This is a genomic window from Filomicrobium sp., assembly GCF_025698805.1.
GTDB classification, from domain to species: Bacteria; Pseudomonadota; Alphaproteobacteria; order Rhizobiales; family Hyphomicrobiaceae; genus Filomicrobium; species Filomicrobium insigne.
This window is the reverse complement of sequence record NZ_JAILWT010000007.1, coordinates 78,077-103,418: the sequence shown is the minus strand read 5'-3', so window position 1 is coordinate 103,418 and position 25,342 is coordinate 78,077. Positions and strand designations below refer to the sequence as shown.

33 protein-coding genes and 1 other RNA gene are annotated in these 25,342 nt (G+C 60.3%); 29 read left to right on the top strand and 5 right to left on the bottom strand.

The genetic code is table 11. The features are described 5' to 3' along the window. Nucleotide 1 precedes the first annotated feature (1 nt). Both K5845_RS16875 and K5845_RS16870 read right to left on the bottom strand, forming a co-directional pair. Nucleotides 2-271 (bottom strand): hypothetical protein, encoded by a 270-nt coding sequence (locus tag K5845_RS16875; RefSeq protein ID WP_287959550.1) that lies wholly within the window; start codon nt 269-271, stop codon nt 2-4. Nucleotides 272-300: 29 nt separating this feature from the next. Continuing rightward, nucleotides 301-360: hammerhead ribozyme type II (locus K5845_RS16870), an RNA gene on the bottom strand. 288 nt (nt 361-648) lie between these two features. On the opposite strand from K5845_RS16870, the gene K5845_RS16865 reads away from it, so the two are divergent. From K5845_RS16865 to K5845_RS16755, 23 genes are all read left to right on the top strand, one after another. Further along, the gene (locus K5845_RS16865; protein WP_139165357.1) at nt 649-849 is read left to right on the top strand and encodes a helix-turn-helix domain-containing protein; all 201 of its coding nucleotides are present in this window, start codon (nt 649-651) and stop codon (nt 847-849) included. A gap of 145 nt (nt 850-994) precedes the next feature. Continuing rightward, nucleotides 995-1,285, top strand: a complete 291-nt coding sequence (locus K5845_RS16860) for a hypothetical protein (RefSeq protein WP_139165358.1) — start codon at nt 995-997, stop codon at nt 1,283-1,285. Nucleotides 1,286-1,734: 449 nt separating this feature from the next. Continuing rightward, nucleotides 1,735-2,163: an HNH endonuclease signature motif containing protein gene (locus tag K5845_RS16855; protein ID WP_287959549.1), complete on the top strand. Its 429-nt coding sequence runs from the start codon at nt 1,735-1,737 to the stop codon at nt 2,161-2,163. Nucleotides 2,164-2,187: 24 nt separating this feature from the next. Further along, nucleotides 2,188-2,586 (top strand): hypothetical protein, encoded by a 399-nt coding sequence (locus tag K5845_RS16850; RefSeq protein ID WP_287959548.1) that lies wholly within the window; start codon nt 2,188-2,190, stop codon nt 2,584-2,586. Beyond that, nucleotides 2,540-4,408: a terminase large subunit gene (locus tag K5845_RS16845; protein ID WP_287959547.1), complete on the top strand. Its 1,869-nt coding sequence runs from the start codon at nt 2,540-2,542 to the stop codon at nt 4,406-4,408. Before K5845_RS16850 ends, K5845_RS16845 begins: the two co-directional genes overlap by 47 nt. Nucleotides 4,409-4,421: 13 nt before the next feature. After that, complete coding sequence (locus K5845_RS16840; RefSeq protein WP_287959546.1) at nt 4,422-5,693, top strand: phage portal protein; 1,272 nt, start codon at nt 4,422-4,424, stop codon at nt 5,691-5,693. Then, nucleotides 5,671-6,513: a head maturation protease, ClpP-related gene (locus K5845_RS16835; protein WP_287959545.1), complete on the top strand. Its 843-nt coding sequence runs from the start codon at nt 5,671-5,673 to the stop codon at nt 6,511-6,513. Before K5845_RS16840 ends, K5845_RS16835 begins: the two co-directional genes overlap by 23 nt. An 11-nt stretch (nt 6,514-6,524) precedes the next feature. After that, the gene (locus K5845_RS16830) at nt 6,525-7,793 is read left to right on the top strand and encodes a phage major capsid protein (protein WP_287959544.1); all 1,269 of its coding nucleotides are present in this window, start codon (nt 6,525-6,527) and stop codon (nt 7,791-7,793) included. Between the two features lie 79 nt (nt 7,794-7,872). Continuing rightward, the gene (locus K5845_RS16825) at nt 7,873-8,262 is read left to right on the top strand and encodes a hypothetical protein (protein WP_287959543.1); all 390 of its coding nucleotides are present in this window, start codon (nt 7,873-7,875) and stop codon (nt 8,260-8,262) included. 58 nt (nt 8,263-8,320) lie between these two features. Next, nucleotides 8,321-8,578, top strand: coding sequence for a hypothetical protein (locus K5845_RS16820; protein ID WP_287959542.1), 258 nt, complete (start codon nt 8,321-8,323; stop codon nt 8,576-8,578). A 5-nt stretch (nt 8,579-8,583) separates the two neighbouring features. After that, the gene (locus K5845_RS16815; protein ID WP_287959541.1) at nt 8,584-9,171 is read left to right on the top strand and encodes a head-tail connector protein; all 588 of its coding nucleotides are present in this window, start codon (nt 8,584-8,586) and stop codon (nt 9,169-9,171) included. A 20-nt stretch (nt 9,172-9,191) separates the two neighbouring features. Continuing rightward, a complete protein-coding gene (locus K5845_RS16810; protein WP_287959540.1) occupies nt 9,192-9,695 on the top strand; it encodes a hypothetical protein in 504 nt (167 codons plus the stop codon). Nucleotides 9,696-9,726: 31 nt separating this feature from the next. Continuing rightward, nucleotides 9,727-10,065, top strand: a complete 339-nt coding sequence (locus K5845_RS16805; protein WP_287959539.1) for a phage head closure protein — start codon at nt 9,727-9,729, stop codon at nt 10,063-10,065. After that, nucleotides 10,062-10,520 (top strand): HK97-gp10 family putative phage morphogenesis protein, encoded by a 459-nt coding sequence (locus K5845_RS16800; RefSeq protein ID WP_287959538.1) that lies wholly within the window; start codon nt 10,062-10,064, stop codon nt 10,518-10,520. The genes K5845_RS16805 and K5845_RS16800 overlap by 4 nt, the downstream gene beginning before the upstream one ends. 3 nt (nt 10,521-10,523) lie before the next feature. Next, a complete protein-coding gene (locus K5845_RS16795) occupies nt 10,524-10,919 on the top strand; it encodes a DUF3168 domain-containing protein (protein ID WP_287959537.1) in 396 nt (131 codons plus the stop codon). A 21-nt stretch (nt 10,920-10,940) separates the two neighbouring features. Beyond that, nucleotides 10,941-11,339 (top strand): phage tail tube protein, encoded by a 399-nt coding sequence (locus K5845_RS16790; protein WP_287959536.1) that lies wholly within the window; start codon nt 10,941-10,943, stop codon nt 11,337-11,339. 2 nt (nt 11,340-11,341) lie between these two features. Beyond that, nucleotides 11,342-11,767 (top strand): hypothetical protein, encoded by a 426-nt coding sequence (locus tag K5845_RS16785; RefSeq protein WP_287959535.1) that lies wholly within the window; start codon nt 11,342-11,344, stop codon nt 11,765-11,767. Nucleotides 11,768-11,905: 138 nt separating this feature from the next. Then, on the top strand, nt 11,906-13,654 hold the full coding sequence (locus K5845_RS16780; RefSeq protein WP_287959534.1) for a hypothetical protein: 1,749 nt from the start codon (nt 11,906-11,908) through the stop codon (nt 13,652-13,654). After that, a complete protein-coding gene (locus K5845_RS16775) occupies nt 13,651-14,490 on the top strand; it encodes a hypothetical protein (protein ID WP_287959533.1) in 840 nt (279 codons plus the stop codon). Before K5845_RS16780 ends, K5845_RS16775 begins: the two co-directional genes overlap by 4 nt. Next, nucleotides 14,487-17,291 carry a hypothetical protein gene (locus tag K5845_RS16770; RefSeq protein ID WP_287959532.1) on the top strand — a complete coding sequence of 935 codons (2,805 nt, stop codon included), beginning with the start codon at nt 14,487-14,489 and terminating at the stop codon, nt 17,289-17,291. The genes K5845_RS16775 and K5845_RS16770 overlap by 4 nt, the downstream gene beginning before the upstream one ends. An 11-nt stretch (nt 17,292-17,302) precedes the next feature. Next, nucleotides 17,303-18,013, top strand: coding sequence for a hypothetical protein (locus tag K5845_RS16765; RefSeq protein ID WP_287959531.1), 711 nt, complete (start codon nt 17,303-17,305; stop codon nt 18,011-18,013). Between the two features lie 224 nt (nt 18,014-18,237). After that, entirely contained in the window at nt 18,238-18,651 is a 414-nt protein-coding gene (locus K5845_RS16760) for a hypothetical protein (RefSeq protein WP_287959530.1), read from the top strand. A 37-nt stretch (nt 18,652-18,688) separates the two neighbouring features. Continuing rightward, a complete protein-coding gene (locus tag K5845_RS16755) occupies nt 18,689-19,420 on the top strand; it encodes a sulfotransferase family protein (RefSeq protein ID WP_287959529.1) in 732 nt (243 codons plus the stop codon). A 135-nt stretch (nt 19,421-19,555) separates the two neighbouring features. On the opposite strand, the gene K5845_RS16750 is transcribed toward K5845_RS16755, so the two are convergent. Beyond that, on the bottom strand, nt 19,556-19,786 hold the full coding sequence (locus K5845_RS16750) for a hypothetical protein (RefSeq protein WP_287959528.1): 231 nt from the start codon (nt 19,784-19,786) through the stop codon (nt 19,556-19,558). 121 nt (nt 19,787-19,907) lie between these two features. On the opposite strand from K5845_RS16750, the gene K5845_RS16745 reads away from it, so the two are divergent. The 3 genes from K5845_RS16745 to K5845_RS16735 all read left to right on the top strand — a co-directional run bounded on the left by K5845_RS16745 (nt 19,908) and on the right by K5845_RS16735 (nt 21,429). Next, entirely contained in the window at nt 19,908-20,378 is a 471-nt protein-coding gene (locus K5845_RS16745) for a hypothetical protein (RefSeq protein WP_287959527.1), read from the top strand. A gap of 131 nt (nt 20,379-20,509) precedes the next feature. Next, nucleotides 20,510-21,085: a lysozyme gene (locus K5845_RS16740; protein WP_287959526.1), complete on the top strand. Its 576-nt coding sequence runs from the start codon at nt 20,510-20,512 to the stop codon at nt 21,083-21,085. Between the two features lie 41 nt (nt 21,086-21,126). Beyond that, on the top strand, nt 21,127-21,429 hold the full coding sequence (locus K5845_RS16735) for a hypothetical protein (RefSeq protein WP_287959525.1): 303 nt from the start codon (nt 21,127-21,129) through the stop codon (nt 21,427-21,429). A 179-nt stretch (nt 21,430-21,608) separates the two neighbouring features. Here K5845_RS16735 and K5845_RS16730 read toward each other — a convergent pair whose 3' ends face one another. Continuing rightward, nucleotides 21,609-22,052 (bottom strand): hypothetical protein, encoded by a 444-nt coding sequence (locus K5845_RS16730; RefSeq protein WP_090229735.1) that lies wholly within the window; start codon nt 22,050-22,052, stop codon nt 21,609-21,611. A 361-nt stretch (nt 22,053-22,413) separates the two neighbouring features. On the opposite strand from K5845_RS16730, the gene K5845_RS16725 reads away from it, so the two are divergent. The 3 genes from K5845_RS16725 (at nt 22,414) to K5845_RS16715 (ending at nt 24,405) form a co-directional block, all read left to right on the top strand. Then, on the top strand, nt 22,414-23,454 hold the full coding sequence (locus tag K5845_RS16725; protein ID WP_244512442.1) for an HWE histidine kinase domain-containing protein: 1,041 nt from the start codon (nt 22,414-22,416) through the stop codon (nt 23,452-23,454). Continuing rightward, complete coding sequence (locus K5845_RS16720) at nt 23,447-23,833, top strand: response regulator (protein ID WP_287959524.1); 387 nt, start codon at nt 23,447-23,449, stop codon at nt 23,831-23,833. Before K5845_RS16725 ends, K5845_RS16720 begins: the two co-directional genes overlap by 8 nt. A 299-nt stretch (nt 23,834-24,132) precedes the next feature. After that, a complete protein-coding gene (locus K5845_RS16715; protein ID WP_287959523.1) occupies nt 24,133-24,405 on the top strand; it encodes a hypothetical protein in 273 nt (90 codons plus the stop codon). 161 nt (nt 24,406-24,566) lie between these two features. Here K5845_RS16715 and K5845_RS16710 read toward each other — a convergent pair whose 3' ends face one another. Continuing rightward, entirely contained in the window at nt 24,567-25,190 is a 624-nt protein-coding gene (locus K5845_RS16710; protein ID WP_046476349.1) for a cyclodeaminase/cyclohydrolase family protein, read from the bottom strand. Between the last annotated feature and the right edge of the window lie 152 nt (nt 25,191-25,342).

Sequence of the window (25,342 nt, the reverse complement as noted above, 5' to 3'; positions counted from 1 at the left end):
TTCAGGCGGCCGTGCGACCGAACAAGGCAGCGTTTTTGGCGCGGGCGCGCATCAAACTGTGATGACGGCCCCAGATGGCGTCGAACGCCTTTGTCTTTGACCGCGCCGTATGTTTCGCGAACTCGCGGGCGAGGCGTTTTGCTTCGGGGGCCTTCATGTCGGCGTCGGCCTTCATGGTGGTGAACGCTTTGACGAACGCGTTCTCGTTGCCGAACGCGGCTTCGAGCTGGTTGAGGTGCCGTGCGACGACGGCCAGGTTGATGGTTGTCATCGGTTTTTCCTTTCTGGGTTGAGATTTGAGCCGAGGCTCGTCAGTGCCGGCGAGACCGGCAGACGCTCCGCGCTGGGAGCGTTTCGCCTTGGTGGTGATGTTGGTCGTGGTGCTCACAGCCCGGCGCTGGGTGGCATAGCTTCGCCATTCCCTCGCTTGGGGCTGGTCTCGGATGGGTGGAGGTCCTTGTCGGTCGGCGCTTCGAGCGGGCTGTTGTCTGCCTTCTGTCTTGTTCGTGTCGTCTCGCCGTTCGTCCGGGCCACCTCATCGTCTTGATGCTTATAATATAACTAAGTTATATATTCCAGGCAAGGGGCTATCCACAGGAAAATATAACTAAGTTGCATTTTTGTGCGGGATTGCATATAAGCGACGGCATGACAGGAGATGAAGCCATACGCATCGTGCGCAATAGCGGCGTGTCGCAAGCGGAGTTTGCGCGCCTAATCGGCATGTCGCCCATGGGCGTGCAGAAATGGGCGAGTGGCGGCAAGCCGAGCGGGCCTGCGGCGGCGATCCTGCGTATCGTGCGAGAGCGGCCGGATTTCATCGAGACGCTGCGCAAAACGCAGGAGTGACAATCCACCGGTAAAGCGCCCGTTGGAATTGACTTGCAGTGCTTAGGCGCCCTCAATCCGTGCACGGAGGTGGCGCATGCGAATCGCGCAGCACTGTTCGGCGGCAACTTCCGACCGCTTGAGATTCAGTCACAAGGAGAACGATATGTCCAAGCGTCTGGTAGAGAAGCGCCGCCGCGGGATAGTGGGCTGGTTCTTCTTAGCGATTTTCTGGATCTGGAACGCGCTTATGGTGGCGTGGCTGGTCGCGAGTTTGCGGGCACCTATTGCGGAATACGACACTTTAGCGACGCAGGCGGAACGCGATGGCACCGCAGCCGGCATCGGGGTCGCGTTCGTCATCATCCTAATGGTGTGGGCGTTAGGCGGTGTGGTTTTCGGTTTACTGGCTTATTTCACTCGCGGCCGCCGTGAACTCATTGAAATGGAGGCGTGAGGCAAGATTTAAGTCGGTATATCTGCGTTCTGCCGATGTTCGTTAATTTTCATTCTTGACGAATCGCAAATTCAGGCTCATGAATCACCACGCTCGCGAGACGCGCGCCCGGTTCGAAACAATCGCACCGGGCGTTTTGCGTTTTATGGTGCGGAAACAGGGTGTTGGTGACGGCAGGGAGCAGCAGCCGAGTTTGCTGTTGGTCCCGCTTCCGCCCGCCGCTGAGATGAATTCCAGAAACAATCGAGATCCTTGTCCATGTGTGTGCGCACCGTCGAAGACGTGCAGCATCCGACGCTTGGCGTGGGCGAGATCCCGTGTCTGTTCTGCAAATTCGAATTGCCCTTGAGATGGTTCGGGCGGCGCGTGACGTTCAGGGGTGGCCTGCCCATCGTGCAGTGCTACTGCCCTATGTGCGAACGCACCTGGCGTCGGGTTGAGTGCTGAGGATGGTGCGTACCGATCGCCGATCACCCGAGGCTGTTGCCTACCGTCGGATGTACAAAGACAAGCGATGGCGTGGCAAGGGCGGCATTCGTGATCGTCGATTGGCCGAGGAGCCGCTGTGCAGGGAATGCCGGAAACGCGGCCACCTGACACCGGCAACAGTGGTCGATCACCTCAAGGAGCACAAGGGCGATCCCCTGCTGTTCTTTGACTACGACAACACACAATCGCTTTGCAGCCCCTGCCACGATTGCGCCAAACAGAGCGAGGAACGACGCGGCTTTTCGTCGACGATCGGTCCTGATGGTTGGCCCATCGATGCACGACACCCGGCCATGGCCACTGCGCCAAGGGCGGGGGGTGGTCGAAAAGTCAAAGCGGCTTCCGCTGGGACCGGCGCCGGGACCAAAAAAAGCAAAAAACCAAATTAACATTCGAAAAGGCTCAATCTGGTCATGGCAACGCGGGGGGCAAAGCCGAAGCCGGCGCACCTTCGGCTGATCGATGGCACGCACCGCAACACACGGCACGGCGCGAAGGCGAAAGCCGCGACAACCGTTGAGGTTGCAACCGAGTCCTTCGGAAAGCTTGTTCGACCGAAAGGGATGAAGGGCGAAGCCGCAAAGGCGTGGAAGCGCTTCATTGAACCAGCGAGTTGGCTTGACGGTTCCCGCGAGCCGGCCGCGATCGCTTTCTGTGAATTGTGGCAAGAGTTCCGCGATGCGCCTCGCGCCTTTGCCGCTGCGAAGCATGGCCAATTGCGCGCCTACATGAGCGAGCTGGGCCTCACCGACGAACGGAACCGCAGTGCGGAAAAAGACGCAGACGAAGCGGACGAGTTCTTCGACGACTAAGCCCGCGGATCGTGTCACGGCCTATGCCAAGGCGGTCCTCTCGGGAAAGGTAATTGCCGGCCCGCATGTCCGCAATGCATGCCGCCGGCACCTTGACGATTTGAAACGCAAGGACGTCCAATTCGACCGTGCGTCCGCCGATCGCGGTTTACGGTTTTTCGAGACAAAACTGCGGCTGAGCGAGGGGCAATTCGAAGGCCGGCCATTCCAGGCGCATCCAAGCCAGGCCTTCATTATCGGTTCGCTCTTCGGTTGGAAAAAGCGTGACGGGACACGTCGCTTTCGCCGCGCGTACATCGAGCAGGGCAAGGGCAATGGTAAGTCGCCCCTCGCCGGTGGGATCGGGCTCTACTGCCTGACTGCCGACGGCGAAGCCGGAGCGGAGATCTACTCAGCCGGTGCGACCAAGGACCAGGCGGGAATCCTTTTCCGCGACGCCGCGAAGATGGTGCGGAAGTCGCCGGACCTCGACAAGAGGCTCAAGATCGCCGGGCCTGAAGGCAAAGAGTACAACATCAGTTATTTGGCGAAGGGTTCCTTTTTTCGCCCCGTCTCGCGGGAAACCAAGCGCACGGGTTCGGGGCCGCGTCCCCACGCTGCACTCGTCGACGAACTGCACGAACACGCCGACGCGGGCATCATCGAGATCCTCGAGCGCGGCTTCAAATTCCGTCGGCAACCATTGCTGCTGATGATCACCAACAGCGGCAGCGACCGGAACTCCGCGTGCTGGGTCGAACACGAACATGCCGTCCGCGTCGCAGCCGGGAACCGCGATGCCAAGGATGACGACGCCCACTATCTGGGTGAAGTCATCGACGATACGACGTTTTCTTTCGTGTGTTCGCTGGATGCTGGTGATGACCCGCTGAACGATCCGACGTGTTGGCCAAAAGCCAATCCGCTGTTGGGCGTTACCATCACCGAGGAGTATCTCGCCGGCGTCGTTGCCCAAGCGAAGGATATCCCGGCGAAGCTCAACGGAATTCTTCGGCTTCATTTCTGCGTATGGACCGACGCGCAAACGGCTTGGATGACGCGCGCGGCACTCGAGCCGGTGATCGCCGACTTCGATCCAGCGGATCACTATGGCAAAGACATATCCGTCGGTGTCGACCTTTCGCAGAACAAGGACATCACGGCACTCGCCTTCGCCGTGCAGACTGGGACGGTGTCAGAGGGTATTCACGCGGGTAAACCCATGTTCGATGCGTGGGTGCAGGCCTTCACACCAGGCGACACCGTTCAAGCGCGCGAACTTCGGGACAAGGCGCCTTATAGCCATTGGGTCAGAGAGGGATTCCTCAACGCTCCGAAGGGCTCGAGCATCAGTTACCGCCACGTTGCGCAAGCGTTGGCGGAGGTTGCTCATGACTACACCGTTCAGTGTGTCGCCTATGACCGTTATGCGTTCAAGCGCGGTCTCGAGCCCGAGTGCGACGAACTCGGCCTAAGCCTTGAGTACGTCGAGCACCCGCAGGGCGGCACCAAGAAGGGCAAGCCCAACGAGGCAATGATCGACGCGGCGAAAATGGCCGGTCGTGATCCTGAAGGGCTTTGGATGCCGATGAGCGTGCGTCAGCTTGAGGACCTCATCACTGAGGGACGGATTCGTATTCACGCAAACCCGGTTCTGATTTCCGCGATGGTCAGTGCGGTCACCGACGAGGATCGTTGGGGCAACTACTGGCTCGCGAAGGAACGAGCCGTCAACAAGATCGACTGCGCCGTCGCGCTCGCAATGGCGATCGGTGCCGCGCATGCATATGAGGCTGGCGCCGGAGATTCCGTCTACCGCAACCGCGGCCTTATGGTCGTATAATCGAGGATTTCGAATGTCGTTTTGGCATCGCTGGTTCAATGGCACCTCGGCGGCTGGCTTGCCACGTGCGTCTTACCAGAGCAGCGGCGGCGGCATCATTATCAATACGGCGCGGCAACTCGAGCAGCTGCTCAGGGCTGGCAACGGTACCGCGTCCGGTCAGTCGGTGACGCCGGATTCAGCGATGCGCGTCGCGGCCGTCTATGCCTGCGTGCGGATCATATCCGGTGCCGTCGCGACGCTGCCACTCGACGTGAAACGGCGCGTTGACGAGCGCACCCGCCAAGATGCCTCCGAGGATCCATTATGGCAATTGTTGCGCCGTAAGCCTAACCGTTGGCAGACGCCGTCCCAGTTCCGGCGCATGATGCAGACACACTTGTTGCTGCGCGGTAATGCCTATGCGCTGATTGTGCGCTCGCGCGGCAGGGTCCAGGAACTTCTGCCGCTGCACCCTGATCGCGTGACGATGGAGCAGAGCGACGATCTGTCGATCCGCTATATTTATGAGCGCAAGCGAGGCGACAAGGTCAGTTTCAAGCAAAGTGAGGTGTTCCACCTGGTCGGCCTGACACTCGATGGTGTCACCGGCGTCTCAGTCATCTCATACGCCAGGGAAACCATCGGCCTGTCGCTGGCTATGGAAAACCATGGCGCCACAGTGTTCAAAAACGGCGCGCGGGTGAGCGTCGTCCTGAAACATCCCGGTAAGCTCGGCAAGGAGGGACTAGAGTTCCTCCGCGCTAGCCTCGACGAATACCGCTCTGGCGGCGATAGCGAGGGCAAGGCGCTCGTTCTCGAAGAAGGTATGGAGACCGCACCTTTGGCGATGACGGCGGAGGATGCCCAATGGCTAGAAGGCCGTAAATTCTCGCGCAACGACATCGCTATGTTTTTTGGCGTTCCGCCACACATGATCGGTGACACCGAGAAATCTACGAGCTGGGGCTCCGGCATCGAGCAGCAGTCGATTGGATTTGTCTCCTATACGCTCGAGGATCACCTGACGACGTGGGAGGAGTCGATTAATCGCGATCTTATCCCCGACAACAGCGACCTCTATGCCCGTTTCAATCGGGCGGCCCTCGTCAAAGGCGATATCAAGGCCCGCTGGGACGCGCACGTCAAAGCACTGCAGTGGGGTGTCTACAGTCCCAATGAAGTGCGCGCGCTTGAGGATAAAAATCCGCGCGACGGGGGCGACGTCTTTTATCCGCCGCCGAATACCGCCGGCACGCCGGACAAGGAAAACGGAGAACGCGATGAGCTTGCGCAAGCTGCCTGAGGCGAAGGTGATTCAGCGCCCGAAGAACTGGCATTTTGATGCCCCCTCCGACGTGCTGGCGCGGTGGGCCGAACGTCCTCTTGCTGCAGACGAGGACTCCGACAATTCGATTAGCATGTTCGATGTGATCGGCGAGGACTTCTGGACCGGCGGCGGCGTGACGGCCAAGCGTATTTCTGCAGCGCTGCGCGCTATCGGCAAGAAGGATGTGACGGTCAAGATCAACTCGCCAGGCGGCGACATGTTCGAGGGCATCGCCATTTACAACCTGCTGCGCGAGCACCCTGCCAAAGTCACTGTGCAAGTGATGGGCTGGGCGGCGTCGGCAGCCTCGATTATCGCCATGGCTGGAGATGAGATCCGCATGGGCCTCGGCACCTTCATGATGGTGCACAACGCGTGGGGCCTCGTGATCGGTAACCGTCACGATATGCGCGAAGCGGCCGATCTGTTCGACGGATTCGACGCTGCAATCGCGGACATCTATGAAGCGCGCACCGCGCTTAAGCGCAGCGAGATCGAAAAGTTGATGGACGCGGAGACGTTTATGGGACCTTCGGAAGCGGTCGCGAAGGGCTTCGCCGATATCGTTGATGATGGACTGGAGGCAAAGGACGCCGCAGCCGCATCGCATCAGTCTATCCACGCCAAACGGCGGTTGGATGCGCTTCTGGCGCAAACCGGTGTCCCGCGTTCCGAGCGGCGCCGAATGCTCCGGGAAGCAACGGGGGGCATGCACGACGCTGCCCCGACGGTCAAGCACGACGCTGACCTGGACGTGGCCGCAGTTCAGCGGCTGATCGCAACAATCCGGTCATAGGACACAGCAACATGACCATGCAGGTAAATCCCCGCATTCGCGGGATGGTCGGCGTGCGCGCAGACGCGAGCACTGCCGCAGCGGTGCTTAATGAGCTGCAGAGGACGTTTGAGCAGTTCAAGGCCGAGCGCGACGAGGAAATCTCCGCGCTCAGGAAGGGTCAGGAAGATGTGGTCAAGACCGAGAAAGTCGACCGCATTAACACCGAGATCACAAATCTTCAGAGGTCGCTCGACGAAATCAACGCGGCGATCGGTGCCCTCAAGGTCGGGGGCGCTGGTAGCGATGTTGATCCGGCCGCTGCAGAACACGCTCAAGCATTCAATCGCTGGTTCCGCAAGGGCGTTGACAACGGCTTGTCGGACCTTGAAGTCAAGGCGAAGCTGACGACTCAGAGCGATCCCGACGGCGGCTATCTGGTGCCCGAGGAGATGGAGACGACAATCGACAGCGTGCTTGGCACCGTATCGGCGGTACGTTCGATCTCGCGCGTGATTCAGATCTCGACCGACACCTACAAGAAGTTAGTCAACATGGGTGGGGCGTCGTCGGGTTGGGTCGGCGAGGAGCAGGCGCGCCCTGAGACGGATACGCCAACGCTGCGTGAGCTCGCCTTCAACACAGGGGAGATCTACGCTAATCCTGCTGCCACGCAAAAATCGCTCGATGATTCCCGCATCGACCTCGCTCAGTGGCTTGCCGACGAGGTGTCGATCGAGTTCGCCGAGCAGGAAGGCGCCGCCTTTGTCTCGGGCAACGGCGTGAACAAACCGCGCGGTTTTCTGGCATACGAAACCGTCGCGAACGCCTCCTATGCCTGGGGCAAGTTGGGCTACGTCGCAACTGGCGTCGCAGCCGCGCTGACGGACGAAACGCACAACGGCGCCGATGCCATGATTGACCTCTACTACGCCCTGAAGTCAGGGTATCGTAATGGGGCAGCGTGGCTGATGTCCGACGCTGTGATGGGTACCGTTCGCAAGTTCAAGGATGGAGACGGCAATTATCTCTGGGCACCGCCGACGGCGGCCGGCGAAGTCGCAACCATCCTGCAGAAGCCGGTTTACAACGACGACAACATGCCAGCTGTCGGCGCGAACGCATTGCCGCTCGCATTCGGTAATTTCCAGCGCGGCTACTTGATCGTCGACCGCACGGGTGTCCGTGTCCTACGCGATCCCTACACCAACAAGCCGTATGTCAACTTTTACACCACGAAGCGGGTCGGCGGTGGGGTGCAGAACTTCGAAGCGATCAAGCTTCTGAAGTGCGAAGCGTAAGCGGAACTTGAACGCCAAAACAAAAGCGGGCGGCGGGCCGCCCGCTCCCCCAATACCCTGATCGCGAAAGGAATGGTCCATGAAGGACACCAAGAGTGCCTTGAACTTCGCGCAGACGCTCGCGCCGGCGGCACAGAACGCTTCTGCCAACGGCACTGGCGTAGACCTGCGTGGCTACAACTCCGCTCTGGCCGTCGTTAATGTTGGTGCCTGGACGGATGGCACGCACACACCGAAGCTCCAGGAGTCCGACGACAACGCAACGTGGGACGACGTGGAGGCGGCAGATCTGCTCGGTTCGTTCACGGCCATCGGCTCGGCGGGCGAACAGAACCAGGAGTATAAGGTCGGCTACAAGGGCAACAAGCGCTATGTCCGCGGCGTCATGACGGTCGCTGGTGCCACGACCGGCGCCATCTACGGCATGAGCATCGTTCGTAGCCATTCGAGCGATGCTCCCGTTGGGTAACGGCTGAAGCAAAACGGCCGGCGCGCAGTCGGTGCGCCGGCGTTCAACGGAGGATGCGATGCGCGCGAAAGTAACATTGGCCTTTCCCGGCCGGCCCGATGACGAAATCATGACGCGGACGATCGGCGAAGGGGAGATCGTCGAGGGCGACCTAGCCGTCGTTGCCGTTCGGGAAGGCTGGGCGAAACCACAGAAAGGGGAGAACGCAGCCGCGGAGGAGACATCCGCCGAACGCGATCCACTAGACCATGACGGCGATGGCCGGAAGGGCGGATCGTTGCCGCGTCGCAAGAACGCGCGTCAGCGCGGGAAATAAGAACCATGCTGCGCCCCGTCCTGGTCACGCCGCCGGTCGTGGCGCCTGTCTCGCTCGCGGAAGCCAAGGTCCATTTGCGCGTCGACTTCGATGACGACGACACGCTGATAGCCGCCCTGATCGATGCCGCCGTGGCGCATTTGGACGGCTGGACCGGTGTCCTCGGGCGGCCGATGATCAATCAGGATTGGCGACAGGACTATATCGATTGGCCTGCCAGTGGGTTTCTGCGCCTGCCGTTCCCCAATGTTTCAAGTGCAGCCCTCACTTATTTCGATCCCGACAACGTCGGGCAGACCGTCGACACTGCGCTCTATGAGCTGATCGAAGATGCGCGGTCGTCCGTCATTCGGGTCAAGGACGGTTTTCCCTGTCCGGCAGTCAACAATGATCGCGCCGATGCCGTCCAGGTGACGATGACGGTGGGTTACGGCGCGGCCGCCGGCGATGTTCCGGCCGCGATCCGCGCTGCCATGCTGTTGATCGTGGGCCACCTCTACGAACACCGAGAGTCGGTGGCCGAGAGTTCGCTCGCCGAACTGCCGTTCGGGGCAATGGCTCTGATCGCGCCTTACCGGCGAATTGGCGTTTAACGCGCAACCAGGAGACTGCCATGACTTTGCGAACGACGATCCAAGCTGCCATCGGGGCGGAGGTCAGTAAGACGGCTGATTTTGCCGCCGTCAAACAGTCGATCCCTGCGCATGCCGCTATTAAACTGGCGAACGGTACCGGCACGGACGAGGCCGATGTCATTTTTGCCGACCAACGCACGCTCAACGCCAGTGGCAACGAGGACCTCGATCTCACCGGCGTGTTGGAAAATGCGCTCGGGGAAGCGGCCAATTTCGCTACGGTCAAGGCCCTTCTGATCCGAGCGGCAAGCGGCAACACCAATGACGTCGTTGTCGGCCCGGCAGCGGCGAACGGGTTCACCGGTCCATTCGGTGACGATTCCGATCGCATTGAGATCCCGCCGGGCGGTGCGTTTCTCGCTGCGGCGCCCAATGCGGGATGGGACGTCACCGCCGGCACCGGGGACCTTCTCAACGTCGCCAACTCCGGCGCTGGCTCGCCGGTTACCTACGACGTCATCATCGTCGGCACCTCTGCTTAACTCTGTGCGTCGACGCTAAGGATCTCGCGCCATGGCAGCCGGCACCCTCGACCGCCGCATCACAATCGAGCGGGCTGTGATGACGACCAACGGATTTAACGAGCGCGTTCCGACCTGGTTACCTCTCGCGACCGTTTGGGCGCACCGCCGCGATGCAAGCGCCGGCGAGGCCTACCGCGCGCAGGAAGTCGGGGCCCAACTCACGACGCGGTTCACGATCCGCTATTCGTCAACGGTGTCTGACGTGAACCCCAAAGATCGCATCAGCTACGACGGGCGTGTCTACAACATCACGGCCGTGCGCGAGCCCGAGGGAACGCGTCGCGAATGGATTGAAATCGACGCGGTGGCGCGGAGCGACGCAGCATGACGCGACCGATCCGCGTGAAGGTCGACGGGCTGCGCGAGATCGCGAACGCACTGCATACGCAGCTGCCCGCGGCGACGTCGAAGAATGTCATGCTGCGGGTTCTGAAGAAGCGTGCCAAACCGATCGCGGCCACAGCCGAAGCGCAGGTCGCGGTTAAAACCGGTGATCTCAAAAAGTCGATTACGGTCAGCACAAAGCTGACCAAACGGCAGCGGCGACAGCATAAAAAAATGCATCGCGACGAAGTGGACGTGTTCGTTGGTCCCGGCTCCGATCCGGCGGGGCATCTCCAGGAATTCGGCTCATCAAAACACCCCGCGCAGCCGTTCATGCGGCCCGCATGGGATGCGCACGAAAGCACGCTGCTCGAGGGGATCGGCGAGGATATGTGGGCGGAGATAGAAAAGGCTTCCGCCCGCTTGGCGCGCAAGGCTGCGAAGGCGGCAAAGGGGTAGCCGATGGAAGAGGCGATGATTGCCCGGCTGCTCGCCGATCCCGGCGTGGCGGCATACGCCAGCACGCGCATATATCCAGTGTCTCGTCCGCAAGGAGATCAGCTCCCCGCCGTCACCCTCCAACGGATCGACGGTGGCCCGACGTATTCCGACGATGGCGAGACCGGACTCGGCAATGCGCGCGTGCAAATCGACACGTGGGCAGCCACCTACGAAGTCGCCAAAACACTATCCCGCGCCGTCACCGCATCGCTGTCAGCGTTCCACGGCATCGCTGGCGGGATCGACTTTCAAACGATCCTGCTGAACGACGCACGCGACTTCCGCGAGGCCGGCGGCAACCAGGTCGAATATTTGTTCCGCGTCTCACTCGATTTCAATGTCTGGTGGCGCACCTAGCGCCGAATAAAGGAGGCCATGATGACTGCAAATGTCGGCCGAACTCAGTTCGTCTACTGGGGAGACGACAGCCCCCAGGTGCTCGTCGCCGGGGTTCGGGAGAAGGGGATCACGCTCAATGGCGAGCTTGTCGACGTCACCAATGACGACTCGGCCGGGTGGCGGCAGATGCTCAATGTGGCGGGGGTCCGTAGTGTCGATATTCCCGTTAGCGGCGTGTTAACGTCCCTCCGTTTGCGCACCGATTGGTTCGCTGGCAATCGCATTCAGGACCTCACCTTTGAGTTCCCCGACGGTGGTACGCTCACTGGGAAATTCGGCCTCGCTGAATACGAGGAGACCGGCGAGCATGAAGGGGAGATTACGTTCGAGGCGACATTCCAGTCGACCGGCGTGGTCATCTATACACCGGCGGCTTGAGCATGAGCATCTTTGAGCCCATTCAACTGGCCTGGGAAGACCGGGAATATGAGGTGCCGTCCGACCGCGTTATGGGGGCGATCCAGCGTATCGAAGACGTTGTGACGCTGCAGGAACTGCTCGCCTACGGGGAACGCGGTGTCGCTCCGCAGGCGAAGGTGGCGGCGGCTTACGCGGCGGTCCTTCGTTACGCTGGCTGCCCGGTCTTGGACGAACAGGTCTATGTGGGGATGTTCGGTTCGGGCGCGACGCAGCAGGCCATGGTCAATTCCATCAATGGTCTGTTGACGATGATGATTCCGCCGAGCCTGCGCTCGGGGAAAACGAAGGCGCCCCCTGAGGGAAATGGGTCCGCCCCGGCTCGGCCGGGGCGCGGGCGGCGTTCGTCGCGGCGGCGTTCAAAGCGGCGGTCGGGGCGGGTTGGTTAAAGCCCGCTGAGTTCTGGGCTCTGCATCCCCGCGAGTTCTGGTGGTTGTTTGAGGCCCACACGCCGCCCCCGACCTTCGGAAAGAAGCACAAGACCACAGCCGACGAGTTCGATTCCATCATTCAGGATCTGAGAGCCCATGGCCAAAAGCGCAGAAGTCGGCGCGCTCCGCGTGCGCCTGACGATGGATGCCGGTGAATTCACCCGCGGCACGAAGAACGCCCAGACGGCCATTGGACGTCTCGGCCGCGGCCTGGCGTCGGCGGCCGCTGTCGCCGCCAAGGCGGGCGCGGCGATCGCGGCGGCCGTCACCGCTGCCGGTGTCGCCGTGGCGGCCGCCGTGCGCGGCAACATCGCGGAGATCGACCGCATCGGAAAGATGGCCCAATCCGTCGGGATCGCGGTCGATGAATTGTCACGGCTGAAGCATGCCGCAGAACTGTCAGGCACGAGTTTAGAGGGGCTCGCGACGGGCGTTAAACGCCTCAGCGCCAACATGCAGGAGATCGCCGCCGGCGAGGTTTCCAGTGCTGCCGCGCGATCATTGAAAGCGCTCGGGATCTCAGCAACGGACTCGAGCGGCGCTCTGAAGTCGGCGACGGCCATCTTGACCGAGGTGGCAGGCCGTTTTCAGGGTATCGAAGACGGCGCCGGAAAGACAGCATTGGCCATGGCCTTGTTCGGCAAGAGCGGGGCCGATCTCATTCCGATGCTGAATGCCGGTTCTGAAGGGCTCCGCGCCATGATGCGCGAGGCCGATGAGCTTGGCATCGTTTTCGATACCAAGACGGCCGCTGCCGCCGCTCAATTCCAGGACACATTGCATCGTCTGAAGCGCGTCAAGGATGGCATTGTGACGACGGTCTCGGCACGTATGCTTCCCACGCTTCAGACGTTAGCAAGCCACCTGCTGACCCTCGCGAAGGATACAAAGACGCTCGATTTTGCCGCAGACGCTCTCGCCTTCACGCTCAAATCTCTGGTCTCTGTCGGTATCCTTATCGGCGCTGCGTTCAAAAATCTCGCGACTGTTGTCGTCTCGGTCGCAAAGGCGGTCATGGCGAGTGCCGAGGGCGAATTCAGCCAGGCCTACGCGATCCTCAAGGATGGCGTCGTCGATGTCCTAGAAACGACGCGAGGTTCATTGGTTACGCTCCGTGATCTCTGGCTGGAAACGGGCCAGATTATGGAGCAAACCGCGGTCAACATGCCGGCGAAAGTCGCGGCGCCGATCATTCAATCAACCCAGGACGTGGCCGCGGCGCAGCGTGACCTGAATATGGCTATGCGCGAAGGACAGGCGATCACCGAGAGCTTCAGGCAGCCCTATGAAATTCTCGCTGCAGAACAATCCCGGCTCAACGAACTTTTCCGACGCGGAGCCATTGACGCCGCGACGCTTGGGAAGGCTGGCGCTCAAGCGGCTTGGGCGATGCAAAACGCCTACGCATCTGCGGCTTCTGGGATCGGCACCGCGCTAACGAATGTGTTCAACCAATCGAAGGGCGTGGCTATCGCGTCGGCGTTGATCAATACTTATGAAGCGTTCACGCGCGCGCTTGCCAACCCGCCGGGACCGCCGTTTTCTTATGCGCAGGCCGCGGCTGCACTCGCGAACGGATTTGCCCAGGTTCAGAACATCCGCTCAACGAGCAAATCCGGCTCAGGTGGCGGAAGTGGCGGAAGCTCGGGCGGTGGTGGGGCCGGTCGGGCGGCGGCGTCTGCCCCGACGCCCGCACAGGGTCGCTCACTGACCATTCAGGGGTTCGATCCGTCGGCGCTGTATTCGGGATCGGCGGTCAAGGGCATCATCGATGAGATCAACTCCGCTGTCGCGGACGGTGCGGTGCTGATCTCCACCGAGACGCGTGCGAGGGCGACGGCATGATCGTCATCAGCCGCGACCTGGTGCTCGCGCCGCCGGCGACGCCCGCGGACGTCAATGCAGATAATCCGCTCATCGGGTGGCAGAATATCGTCAGCGTGGACACGGTGTCCGCGACTCAGGAGGACCCGGACTTTCCCGTCGCCAATCTGGCGACCCCGAGCACGGCCCCGCGTCAGTCCTGGCGCGGCGTCGATCTCGACACCTTCACAATCGAGCTGACGATCGAGACCACGGACCTTCTCGATTACGTCGCGCTGGCCGGGCACAACCTGGCGGGCCGGACGGTCACTGTCGAGGGGACGATCGGCGACGAGGTCGGCAGTCCGCCGGAGCAAGAGTGGTTCGAGCTGGTGCAGGAGACCATGCTCATCTCGAACGAGCCCATGCTGTTCCGGTTCGTACCGCAGTCGCTCTCAGGCCTGCGCCTGGTCGTCTCTGCGGGGCTCACCGTGCCACGCATAGCGGTGATGTATGCCGGCGCGCTCCTCGTGCTGCAGCGGCGCATCTATGTCGGTCATCAGCCGGGCCCGCTCAATCGGAAAACCGACCGATCCGTCGGCGTGTCCGAGAAGGGCAATTTCCTCGGCCGCGTGATCCGCAGCCAGTCGACGGCCACGGCGATTGAACAACGCAATCTCACGCCGGAGTGGTATCGGGAGACCTTCGAACCGTTCGCGAAATTCGCAGACCAGAATCCCTTTTTCTGGGCCTGGCGGCCGGGATCCTACCCGCGCGAAGTGGGGTTTGTGTGGACGGCCGGGGATATCTCGCCAGCCAATGAACAGCCGAATGGCATGATGGGCGTCTCGATCGACGTCGAGGGGATATTCGAGTGACGACCGGGAAAGCCCTGACCGTCGTCGAGCTCGACGTCGACATCTACCGACTCACGCAATTCGAAACCGAACGCGTCGGCGTGGCCCCGTCGCGCTTCACCAGCCAGTGGGGCCCAAACGCGACCGTCGATATCGTCACCGACGACGCCATGCCCACCGGCAAGGCCCTCGCGCTCGAGAACACCGGCGCGCAGGACCTCATCGCCTGGCAATGGACACGCCCGCCCGCAATGAGCCAGGCCGAGGTGCGGGCGTTGTTCCGCGTCCCGAGTCAGGGCTCACCGGAAGTCTTCGGCACGCCGGGCATCGTCGTGCGCGGCTCGGGCGCTGAGAGCACCGAAGGCGGCTACCTGGTCGCGTTTATCGGCGATGGCACCGAGATCGGGATCTATAAGATTGTGGGCGGAACGCCGACCGAACTCGCGACCGCCGACTTCGCATGGGACGTCGAGCAAAGCCTCTGGCTGCTCGTCAATATCGTCGACATCGCCGGCGGCGCGTCGATCCGGGTGAAAGCGTGGAAGGGTGAACTTGCCGCCGCGCCGTCGCTATTTTCCTTTTCCTACGATGACACGGCATCCGCGATCACCACGGCGGGCTGGTGCGGGCCGACGATCGGCGTGGCGGGGGAGCTGGTCCACGTCGGGCATTTCATGGCGCGCAGCCTGTTTAAAACACAGGTGGAGACGCTGCGCTACGCCATGCCGACGGACTACCTGCCGGCGGACCTCAACGCACAGGCCGACATTCAGTCCGTCTCTCTGTCGCCGGGCACGGTCGCGATCGGCGAGTCGATGGGCACGCGCGGGCGCCTCACAGTGCAATTCAAGGATCACCCATCGGCGGACGACGGCGAGGGTTTTCGACGCGGCACCTATTGGGGAAAATTTCGGGCGCGGTATCCGCATCTTGAGAACAGCGCCATCCGGTTGAAGCGCGGGCTCCTCAGTCAGGCCTTCGCGGACTGGGAAACAAAGCACTACATCGTGCAAAGCTTCGACGGGCCGACACCAGGAGGCGCTTTTGCGGTCACGGCGCAGGACCCGCTCAAACTCGCCGATGGAGACCGGGCGCAATGCCCGATGTTGTCCAACGGATTCCTGGTTTCTGGGATTAACAGCTCGACGACGTCGGCAACGCTAGCGCCGGCCGGCATCGGCGATGCCGAGTATGCGGCGTCGGGGTATGTGGCGCTGGGCGGCAAGGAGATCTGTGCCTTCACGCGGGCCGGGGATGCCCTCACGCTGACGCGCGGGCAGTTTGGCACGTCAGCTCAGGACCACAGTGCCGACGACCGCGTGCAGCAATGCACCTACTACAACGCGGCCAAGGCCAGCGCGATTCTCGCGGATCTGCTGACGACCTATGCCGGCGTTCCCTCAAGCTTCATTCCGAGCGCGGCGTGGGAGGTGGAGGACGATAACTTCCTGCAGCTGCTTTATACGCGTGTCATCGCCGAGCCGACGCGGCTCGATACGCTGATCAACCAACTCATTCAGCAGGCGGGACTGTCGATTGCGTGGGATGACGAGCAACAGCAAATCCTGTTTCAGGTGCTGCGCGGCATCACCCTCGATGCGGAAACCATAGACGAGGGCGAAATCCTTCAAGGCACGCTCAAAACCAAGGAACAACCCGACAGCCGCATCAGCCAGGTGTGGGTGTCGTACGGTGTGCTCAACCCGCTAGAGCCGCTCGACGATCCCAACAACTACCGGTCAACCCGCGCAACCGTCGACGGCGAAGCCGAAGCCAATTATGGCGCGAGCCGCATCAAGAAGATTTATGCGCCGTGGGTGCCGAGTTTTGCTGCGCAGACGGCGGAGCGGATCGGCGACCTGCATCTTGGCCGGTTTGTGCGTCCGCCGCGTAAGATCAACTTTGATCTCTGGCGGCCTGGAGCGCGCGACGTGCAGCTGCTGCGCGGGTATCGCGTGCGCTGGGACAGCAATCAGGATGAGGCCGGGAACGTCGTTTCCGCAGGCGCTCCGGTCCAAGTCATCCGACGGCTGACCTCCTCAGACCGGCTCTCTGTCGAGTGCGAGGAAATGCTGTTCCAGAGTTTCGACGCAGGCGACCTCACGAACCGCGTCATCACGATCGATTCCAACATCACGAACGTGCATCTGCCCTCCCTGCATAATTCCATATACCCGCCGTTGACCGATCAGGATGTCATCGACGGCGTCAATCTCACCGTCGTTATCGCGGCGAATGTCATCGTCGGCTCGGCATCGACATCCGCGGCCGCTCTTGATGTGGGGACGGCGGCGGATTGGCCCGCCGGGTTGCCGATTACCGTTGAGATTAACGGACGCGCACAGGGCAAAGGCGGGAATGGCGGTATCGGCAGGGGTGAAACGCAGGGGGGCGTGAACGGGCAAGCCGGTGGGCCAGGTCTGTTTACACGCGTTCCCATCGCCATCGAATTTGGTGATGCCGGTCAGGTTTTTGGTGGCGGCGGTGGTGGTGGCGGCGGCCGCACGGCCAACGATGGGGCGTTTACCGCTGGCGGCGGCGGCGGCGGCGCTGGAACGCTCCCTGGTATTGGAGGGAACAGCAAGGGGACAGGCAAGGCCGCGGATGGAACGACAGAGAGTGGCGGGGCCGGACGCAACACGCCGTACGGTGATGGTGGCGATGGCGGCGATCCCGGACAATCCGGACAGAACGGCACGAAGAATATTCCGTTTGGTGGGGCCCCTGGCGTTGGAGGCGCTCCCGGAGCGGCGATCGACGGCGATAGCTTCGTGACGATATCCATTGGCCCCGGCGACATTCGCGGGCCGCAGATTAATTGAGGACGTAACACATGGCGGAAGCAATCTGGCAAGCTACGATCGTCGACGATGCTGGGAACGTCCAAGATGGTGCGACCGTTTCTGTGCATCGTATGGAAGCCGGATTTCCGCTGGCGCTCATCCACATCGACCGTGCTGGTACTGAAGTTAAGGGGAATCCGTTCTCTGTCGGGTCTGATGGGTTTGCGGCGTTTCACGCTCCGGGCGGTGTGTATCGCATCACGGCGACCAAGGGCGCGTTTTCAAAGACCTGGGACTATGTCGCCATCGGGCGCGGCAGCGAGATTGATCCGGGCAGCAGTGCGCTTCTGGACACGGCATCGGACACTGAGGTCAACGAGAAAGCGCCGGAGCGTGTGGTGACCCCGGACGTTCTGTTCAGCCCCCTTGTTCCGGCGACGGTGACAAGCAGTGCCACACCCGGAATTGATTTGGCCCTTGGACGCAAGTTTCGCCTGACTTTCGACGAGTCCTTCGTCTTGCAGCTGCCCACACACTGTGCGGTCGGTGACGAATTTGTCGTCCATTTCACAGAGGGATCGGGATCGGGGGTCACCGCAGGCTTTGCGGCAGGGTATGTGGGTTCTGACGAGGAACTCCCGACGATCAACACGGGCGCTGGGGAGCGAACGCGAGTGCACTGCGAGGTGACCGCCGTGAGCGGAACGACGGCGACGGAAGTTCTTGTCGTGGCGGCTGGCGGATTGTGGGGGGCTCCATAATGGTGCTCCCGTTTTCACCCAATCTTCTTATCAGGACCACCGGAAGAAAACCTTTTAGCCAAAGTTACACCACGAGCTCTCGCCGCACCTCTGCCGGCATTTCTCATCCGTTCACGAGCATTTCAGTTGGTCCAGCTGCGTCTGAAAAGCTGATTGTCGTTGCATCAATCTATGCAGTCTCGGGTAATACTGACTACAGCTTGATCACGCTAGATGGTAACGCCATGACAATCATCGGCCAGAATGACGGTCAGAACAGTGGATCTGCGATGGCTTATAGGCGCATCTCTGGGTCGTTGACAGAAGTGGACATTACGCTCAACTTCGGCGCATCTGTCGCGCGCTCAGAGATACACGTGTACACTATTGAGGGGGCAAAAAACGACACGCCGTATGACGCCCATTTCCCAGCGGGTGGTGGGGGGGGTAGCCGATCTGCTACGTTGGACATACCCGCCGGTGGCGGTGCTATTGCCGTCGCTTATGATGGAGGCAGTGGGTCTTGGACGAATGCCACAGAGGACTTTCAGCTTGATGAAAGCTCGTGCGCGTCTCACATGACGGATACCCTTCTGTCCAGCTACGTAATTGGTTGCGGTAGTTCTGTGCGTACCATCGGCGCGGCTTCATGGAGATAAGGTTGCTCTGTACGGACGTTGCATGTAGCGTGTGCTGATGATCACGTCTCTGCGAAATATTTCACTGCTGGTCAGCGAGCATTTGGACGAGAGGAGAAGGGTATCATCTCCATTCTTTCGGAAATATCCATATAGTGGCAGCGTCTGGATCCGCGCGGTAGACAAGCGCGGCATGATTGCGCTCGATCATGGGTTCTTCTTCAATAGAGTTCCAAAATCTGCTAATTCGACCGTCGCCGTTGCGTTGGCTAGAGCCTGTGGGGTCGCCTCGATCAGCGAGGATTCAGACGGAAATTGGGCCAAGTTTGCATTCAAGATGCCATCGGCATTGAGCCGATCAGAAGTGTCGGATTTTGATAGCACATTTAAGTTTACGTTTGTCCGCAATCCATACCACCGCATCCTTTCTGCGTACCTTGATAAGGTGCGAACCGGAAGAAAAACGAAGGGGATGTCGTCATTTCCAGAATTTTGTCGGTTCCTCGACAACGGCGGATTACTGAATAACGCCCATTGGGCACCTCAATCGTCAATTCTACTGCTGCCGATTGATAGATTTGATTTTATTGGGCGAGTTGAGGCGCTGAATGCCGATTTAGCAACAGTGTTTGCTGCTCTTGATTTTCCTTTGCCAGATAAATTCAGCAGAGCTGGGCCACCGGCGACGAAGGCTGCGGAAATGATGCGGGAGCACTACACCGACGAGTGCCGAGAGATAGTCGCGCGGCTTTACCGTACTGACTTTGAAGCGTTTGGGTATGAGGTCTAACCTGATCCGGAATAGGTAATGATCAACCCGCCTCATCGGCGGGTTTTTTATTTGAGGCACATCAATGTCATTGCACATCCTAAACGACCGTCTCGCGATAGACGGGCGGCAGGTTCACCATGCGCAGTTTAGTGTCTAGTCGCGACTCTCAGTCGATCGCCAATACCGCCACGCGCTGACGGACGTCGCAAGCGCTGTAGTTGCGCCTGAGGCAACGCCAACGGCTGCAACCAAGGCGAGATCAGTTACCGTCAAGGGCAATCCGGCAGCGACAAACATAATTCCTCCGACAAGAACTATCGCGGCCAGGGCAACAATTGCGCCGGCGACGATTGCAAAAATCGGGTCTAGCTCGTCCTGAATCATGATCTCACATCCTTTTTCTAGAAGCTAACTACTAGCCGGGTGCGCAATCAATCACGCGCAGCGAATATTCCGTGCAAAGGCGATTACGCCAGCGTTCTTCCAAACAATTCGGAGACCTATCATGCTGACAGCGCTGATTTCGGCGTTGACCGGACTCGTGTCCGGCATCGTTCCCGACGTCCTCAAAGAGGTCCGTGACTCCCGCGACCATGTGCGGGAAATGGATTTGATCCGCCTGCAGCACGATCTGCAGATGGCGCGCCTTCAGGCGGAAGCCGGGTCGAAACTCGAGGCGGCCGAGACTGGTATCGTCGCGGAGGAAATCCGCGCGTTTCGCGAAAGCCTGACGGCGATCGTCGAGACCCAGGGGCGGCCGACCGGCATTGCGTGGGTTGACGGCCTCAACGCCGTGCTCCGCCCCCTGACGGCTGGCGTCTTGATCGTGCTTCTTGTGTTCGTGGCGCTGGGCTTTTCCAGCGTGATCGACCACGCCGCGTTCTCCGCCCTGTTCATTGAAGCTGTGCAGGCGGTGTTGGGCTTCTTGTTCGGCTACCGCTCGTCGCGGAAGTGTCCGACGCCGGCGGCGCGCTAGCGCGCTCACACTGCTATTCGCGTTGTCGCGCGGCAGCTCCGCGGGGCGGACTTCGTCCGGGTCGCAGTCGCTCCCGGACAGGAGATAGCCGCGGGCGACGATATCCCTCCTGACTATAAAGAGTTAAACGCATGGCTATCCCGCGCGAGGCGCTTGACCTCATCAAACAGTTTGAGGGGTATCTCAGGCAGCTTGGCGACGGGTCCGGACGCGTGAAACCGTACCTCTGCCCCGCCCGCGTGGCGACGATCGGCTACGGCAGTACGTTTTATGAGGACCGCCGCAAGGTGCAACTCAGCGATGCGCCGATCGCACGGACACGCGCGGAGGCGTTGCTCGCCTTTGAAGTCGGGCAGATCTGCGAACCCGCCGTCGACCGCTACGTCCGTGTCCCCCTCCACCCGCTGGCGCGTGGGGCGTTGGTGTCCTTCGCGTTCAACTGCGGCACGGGGGCGCTGAAGTCATCGACGTTGCTTAAGCGGGTCAATGCTGGGCGCTGGGATGACGTGCCGCGCGAATTCAGTAAATGGCGCATGGGCGGCGGCGTTGTTCTTCGCGGCCTGGTGCGTCGCCGCGCGGCGGAAGCGGAGATGTTCATGACCGGCGTCAGGTTAGGCCCGCAGGCCGCTGCACCACCCCTGCCGACACGCCCGCCCGGCACGTCGCCCACCTGGTGGGGGCGGTTCTGGACGTGGATCACAGGCTAATTGAAACCCGAGACGGGAGCTCACGATGATGAGGGCCGCGCATGCTGAATGGTTACACCCACGACCCGATGGCGCTGGGCGTTCTGCTGGGTCGCCTGGACGCCGAGAGCAGCCGTCAAACGGAGATTCTCCTCGCGTCCTACGAGGAGACGCGCGCGCTCCGTGCGGACCTGCGCGATCTGCCCGCCCGCATTGCGGCGCAGCTCCCGAAACAACGCCGCCGGATTCGCATCAGTCAGTGGCTCAAGGCGGCTCTGGGCATGCTCATCCTCGCCCTCGCCGTCGCCGGAAAGATCACCTGGAGCGAGGCGCTGCCCATCCTTCGTGGTGTGCTCGGGTTTTAAACGTCGCCTCATGGGATCTCGGCGATGAGATCCTCGCCGCCTGTCTCGTCGTGACGCTGATCGTTATCATCATCTGAGTTCGGTCAGCGCGGCCGCCTCTCCCGGCGCCCTCACGCCTGATCGAAAGCCCCCGTCACCGGTGCGCTCCCGGTGGCGGGGGCGCTCTTTTTTGCGGCTGTTCAATTAGTCGAGACGTTTCCTCGAATATCGACGCCGACCATTATCGTGTTGCCGTCTTTCATAGCCGTGCCACGCCAGATTCCACTCTCGTCCTTCATCAACTCGGAAATATTAGTGTATCCCTGCTGAGCGAGATGTGTGCGGGCTTGCTTTTCCGTGAACAGATTGCCGCGCTCCGCTCCCTTCGCGTCAGTCGTTGCAGGATGATTGGAGGGTGTCCGGTCAGAGGTGCCTTCTTCAGTCTGGCCGGCGTCTGTTCCAGCTGCACCGCTGCGGCTCGCGCCCTGACTTCGGTCAGGCGTCTTATTGCCCGGTGTGCGATCCGACGTTTTGTCTTCGCCTGAGTTCTGAGCCAGCAGTCCGCGCGTTTCCGCTAATACTGATGTTAGGCCAACCGCACCGACGGCCAATATCGAAGCGCCCACAATTATAGCTTTGAACATATTTTTTCTCCTCGGGAATACGATGCATTCCCATCTCGAAGTAAACACTCCGAGCTATCGGTTAGTTCCAGCGTATCTTTTATGAAGGGCTGCGGGTCAATTCGTCCGAACTTCAGGAGTTTCGAAACTGGGCTATGGCACCTCAAGTGCGAACCCGCGACTGCGACATTCGTCTCAGGCATTCTCGACCTTGCGTTCTTTCACGGTGCAGTGCAGGCTTTTCCGAGGTACGCAATACGGAAGGTGCTAGCATTAACCCGGTGGGCAGATGATCCCACACTTGTCCACGCCTTGAGTACAGTGATCGGCAGCGGTCAGGTCATGTCTCAGCATCGATCGATGCATCGGAGGAATGCCGAAGATGCCAAAGAAATCAAAACAGCAGATTGACGCCGAAGCCGATGTGCAAGGCTTCAAGAACGAGCTTGGTCCCTTCGTAGTTGCCGCTGAGACGACACGCATGGCCATGGTTTTTGCCGATGCGAAGCACCCCGACAATCCCATAACTTTCGCCAACGATAGCTTTCTCTCCTTGACCGGCTATGCGCGCGCAGAGGTACTTGGTCAAAGCTTCAATTTTATTTTGGCGCATGCTGCTGACGCGGAGGCGTTGCAGAAAATCGACCATCAATTCCTGGCCGCATCCGACGCTGGTGCCGAGATTCGATACCGCCGCAAGGATGGCAGTGAGTTCTGGGCGGCTCTCTTCGTTAGTCCGGTCCGGTTAGAGGACGGAGAAATTGTTCAATACTTTGCATCGTTCGTCGACCTCACGGCACTCAAAGTCGAGCAAGCGCATTCGAGGGCTCTCATCGACGAGTTGAACCATCGCGTGAAGAATACCCTCGCCATGGTGCAGTCGATCGTCTGGCAGGCAACGCGGACGGCGACCGATCCAAGTGTTATCCGAGAAGCAATCGAGTCCCGATTAATGGCACTTTCACGGTCGCATGATCTGCTGACAAGAGCGAATTGGGAGGGTGCAGGGCTCGTCGATCTGCTACACGACGCATTGGAGCCGTTTAGGGTTGACGGCAGAGCCGATCGTATCGCGATCGAGGGCGAGAACATTCGCTTCCCGCCAGAATCAGCGCTAGCGCTTGGAATTTCTTTCAATGAGCTTGCAACCAACGCAGTAAAGTACGGAGCGCTGTCGAACTCTACAGGATCCATCCATGTGGGATGGAAATTGGAATCCACCGGTCAGGGCCGCCGGCTAGTTCTGCAATGGCGGGAAAAGTGTGGACCGCCGGTGAGCCCCTCCTTACGCAAGGGGTTTGGCTCGCGTGTGATTGAGCATGGTTTGGACGCATTCGGCGCCACTGTGGAACTCGATTTCCGACCAGCCGGCTTGCTATGTACAATGAGTATTCCAGTTCCCGAAGGGGCCCCCCATGAATAGCATCTTAACGGGCCGTCGTATTCTCCTCGTCGAGGATGAAACGCTCATCAGCCTAATGATTGAGGACATGCTAGTGGAACTCGGATGTGGGGCTGTGACGAGCGCCGCCACCGCGAACGCTGCGGTCGGTCTGGTAAGTCGGCAAGCGTTTGACGCCGCTCTGGTGGATATGAACCTGAATGGCACAAGTAGCCGGCCGGTGGTCGAGGCGCTCGCTGCGCGGGGGATTCCGTTCGCTATCGCTACCGGAAACAGCGTCGACGAAATGTGGGGCGATTTTCGCGACCGCGCCGTCCTACGGAAGCCATTTGGGAGTGACGACTTGTCCGACGTACTAGCTCGCCTGCTCCGAACCGAGCGGCAGTCCAGTATCCAATAACTGTTAAGCGCGGCCGCGTCTCCCGGCGCCCTCACGCCTGATCGAAAGCCCCCGCCACCGGTGCGCTCCCGGTGGCGGGGGCGCTCTTTTTTGTTTGTGGTGGGGAACTTTTCGGCGGGAAGCCCTGGAACACACTGGTAAAAAACGGTTCCCCACTCCGGTCTAACTTATTGATAAACCTCAATTGAGTAGGTCCCGTAGGGAGCGCCAGTTCTGTTGATTTTATTGATTTTTTCTCCGGTTCTGGCCTAAAACACCCCTATTGACACCCGCCTCGACCCAAAGATTTTTTGAGGGGCATGCGACGGTTCCGCAAGGTCCTGGTGTGGCTGTTGACACCGCTCAAGTTGGCATTCGCGCTGACACTGCACTGGTTAGCTTGGCTCCTTTACTACGCTGACGTCAGTTCAAAGCTCTCCGGGCTTACAGCCAACGAGATGGGCGGCTTCTTGGCGGGCATTGCTGCGCCTTTCGCGTTCCTTTGGTTGGTCATCGCGGTCTTTCTCCAACGCCAGCAGCTTAGCGTTCGGGGCGAGGAGCTGAGGACTAGCACAGAAGCTCTCAAGCTGTAGGTCAAAGAGACCCGCGCGATCGTTGAACAGAACGCTGCTGCTGCGATGGTTGCTCAGAGCTTGCTGGATGAACAAGCGTGGGTGAAGGCCGTCGACTGCATATGAGTCTCGGTGGCGCTCAAGTCCCCTAACGTGAAGTCGAGAGCGCCACGGGCCAAAGATTAGAGGTTGTCGGATACAAATTGGTAGACTTGTTCTTTGGCTTCCCGGCCTTGCTTGAGTAGCTGGACCAGTTCGGTCGAAATCTCTGATTTGAAGTTCTCGTCCTTGATTGATGGCAGGTTGATTTTGACGTTCATTATGGCGCCCTCCAGACCGGCATAGGCTTGTTGAGAGGCCACTCCGAGATCGCTTAGTGCGTTGGGGTTGGACTTTCCGAGGAGATTTCGGCTGAGTTCCAGGACCGCGACGCATTCGCTGGCGATGGCTATTGGTGACTGAACCGCTTCTTTGTACCCGTCCTGGATCGCAGCTGTTCTTTTGGCTTTCTCTTCGTCGGTTTGCTTAGGAAGCTTGAAGGCAGCCATAACCGAATTGAATGCTTCTGTATCGAGATCGACGCGTCGTAAAAGTCCTGCGGCGAGTGCATCGGCTTTCGGTACTGTTTTGGTCAGTTCCTCTGTAAAAGCTTCACACCCCTTTTTTCCGATACTGAGCCTGCACACCATCGCTATGAGCCCTGCTCCAACAGCTCCCGAAAGGGCGGCGACACTCCCACCGCCTGGAGCTGGTGCATCAGATGCGAGAACTGCGCCGAACTCTTCGAGCGACATCGTTGTAAGCATTGAAATCTCTCACTTTCGTAGTTGGATAATTCTTGGTGCGACGCTGACCTTGCTGCCCTGTACCATCTCGGTTCAGATCAGTAATTGATCGTATAATTACGTGTTGATGGTTGTGTTTCAGGGCGCGGCCTTTGTGACTTGCAACACAAGGG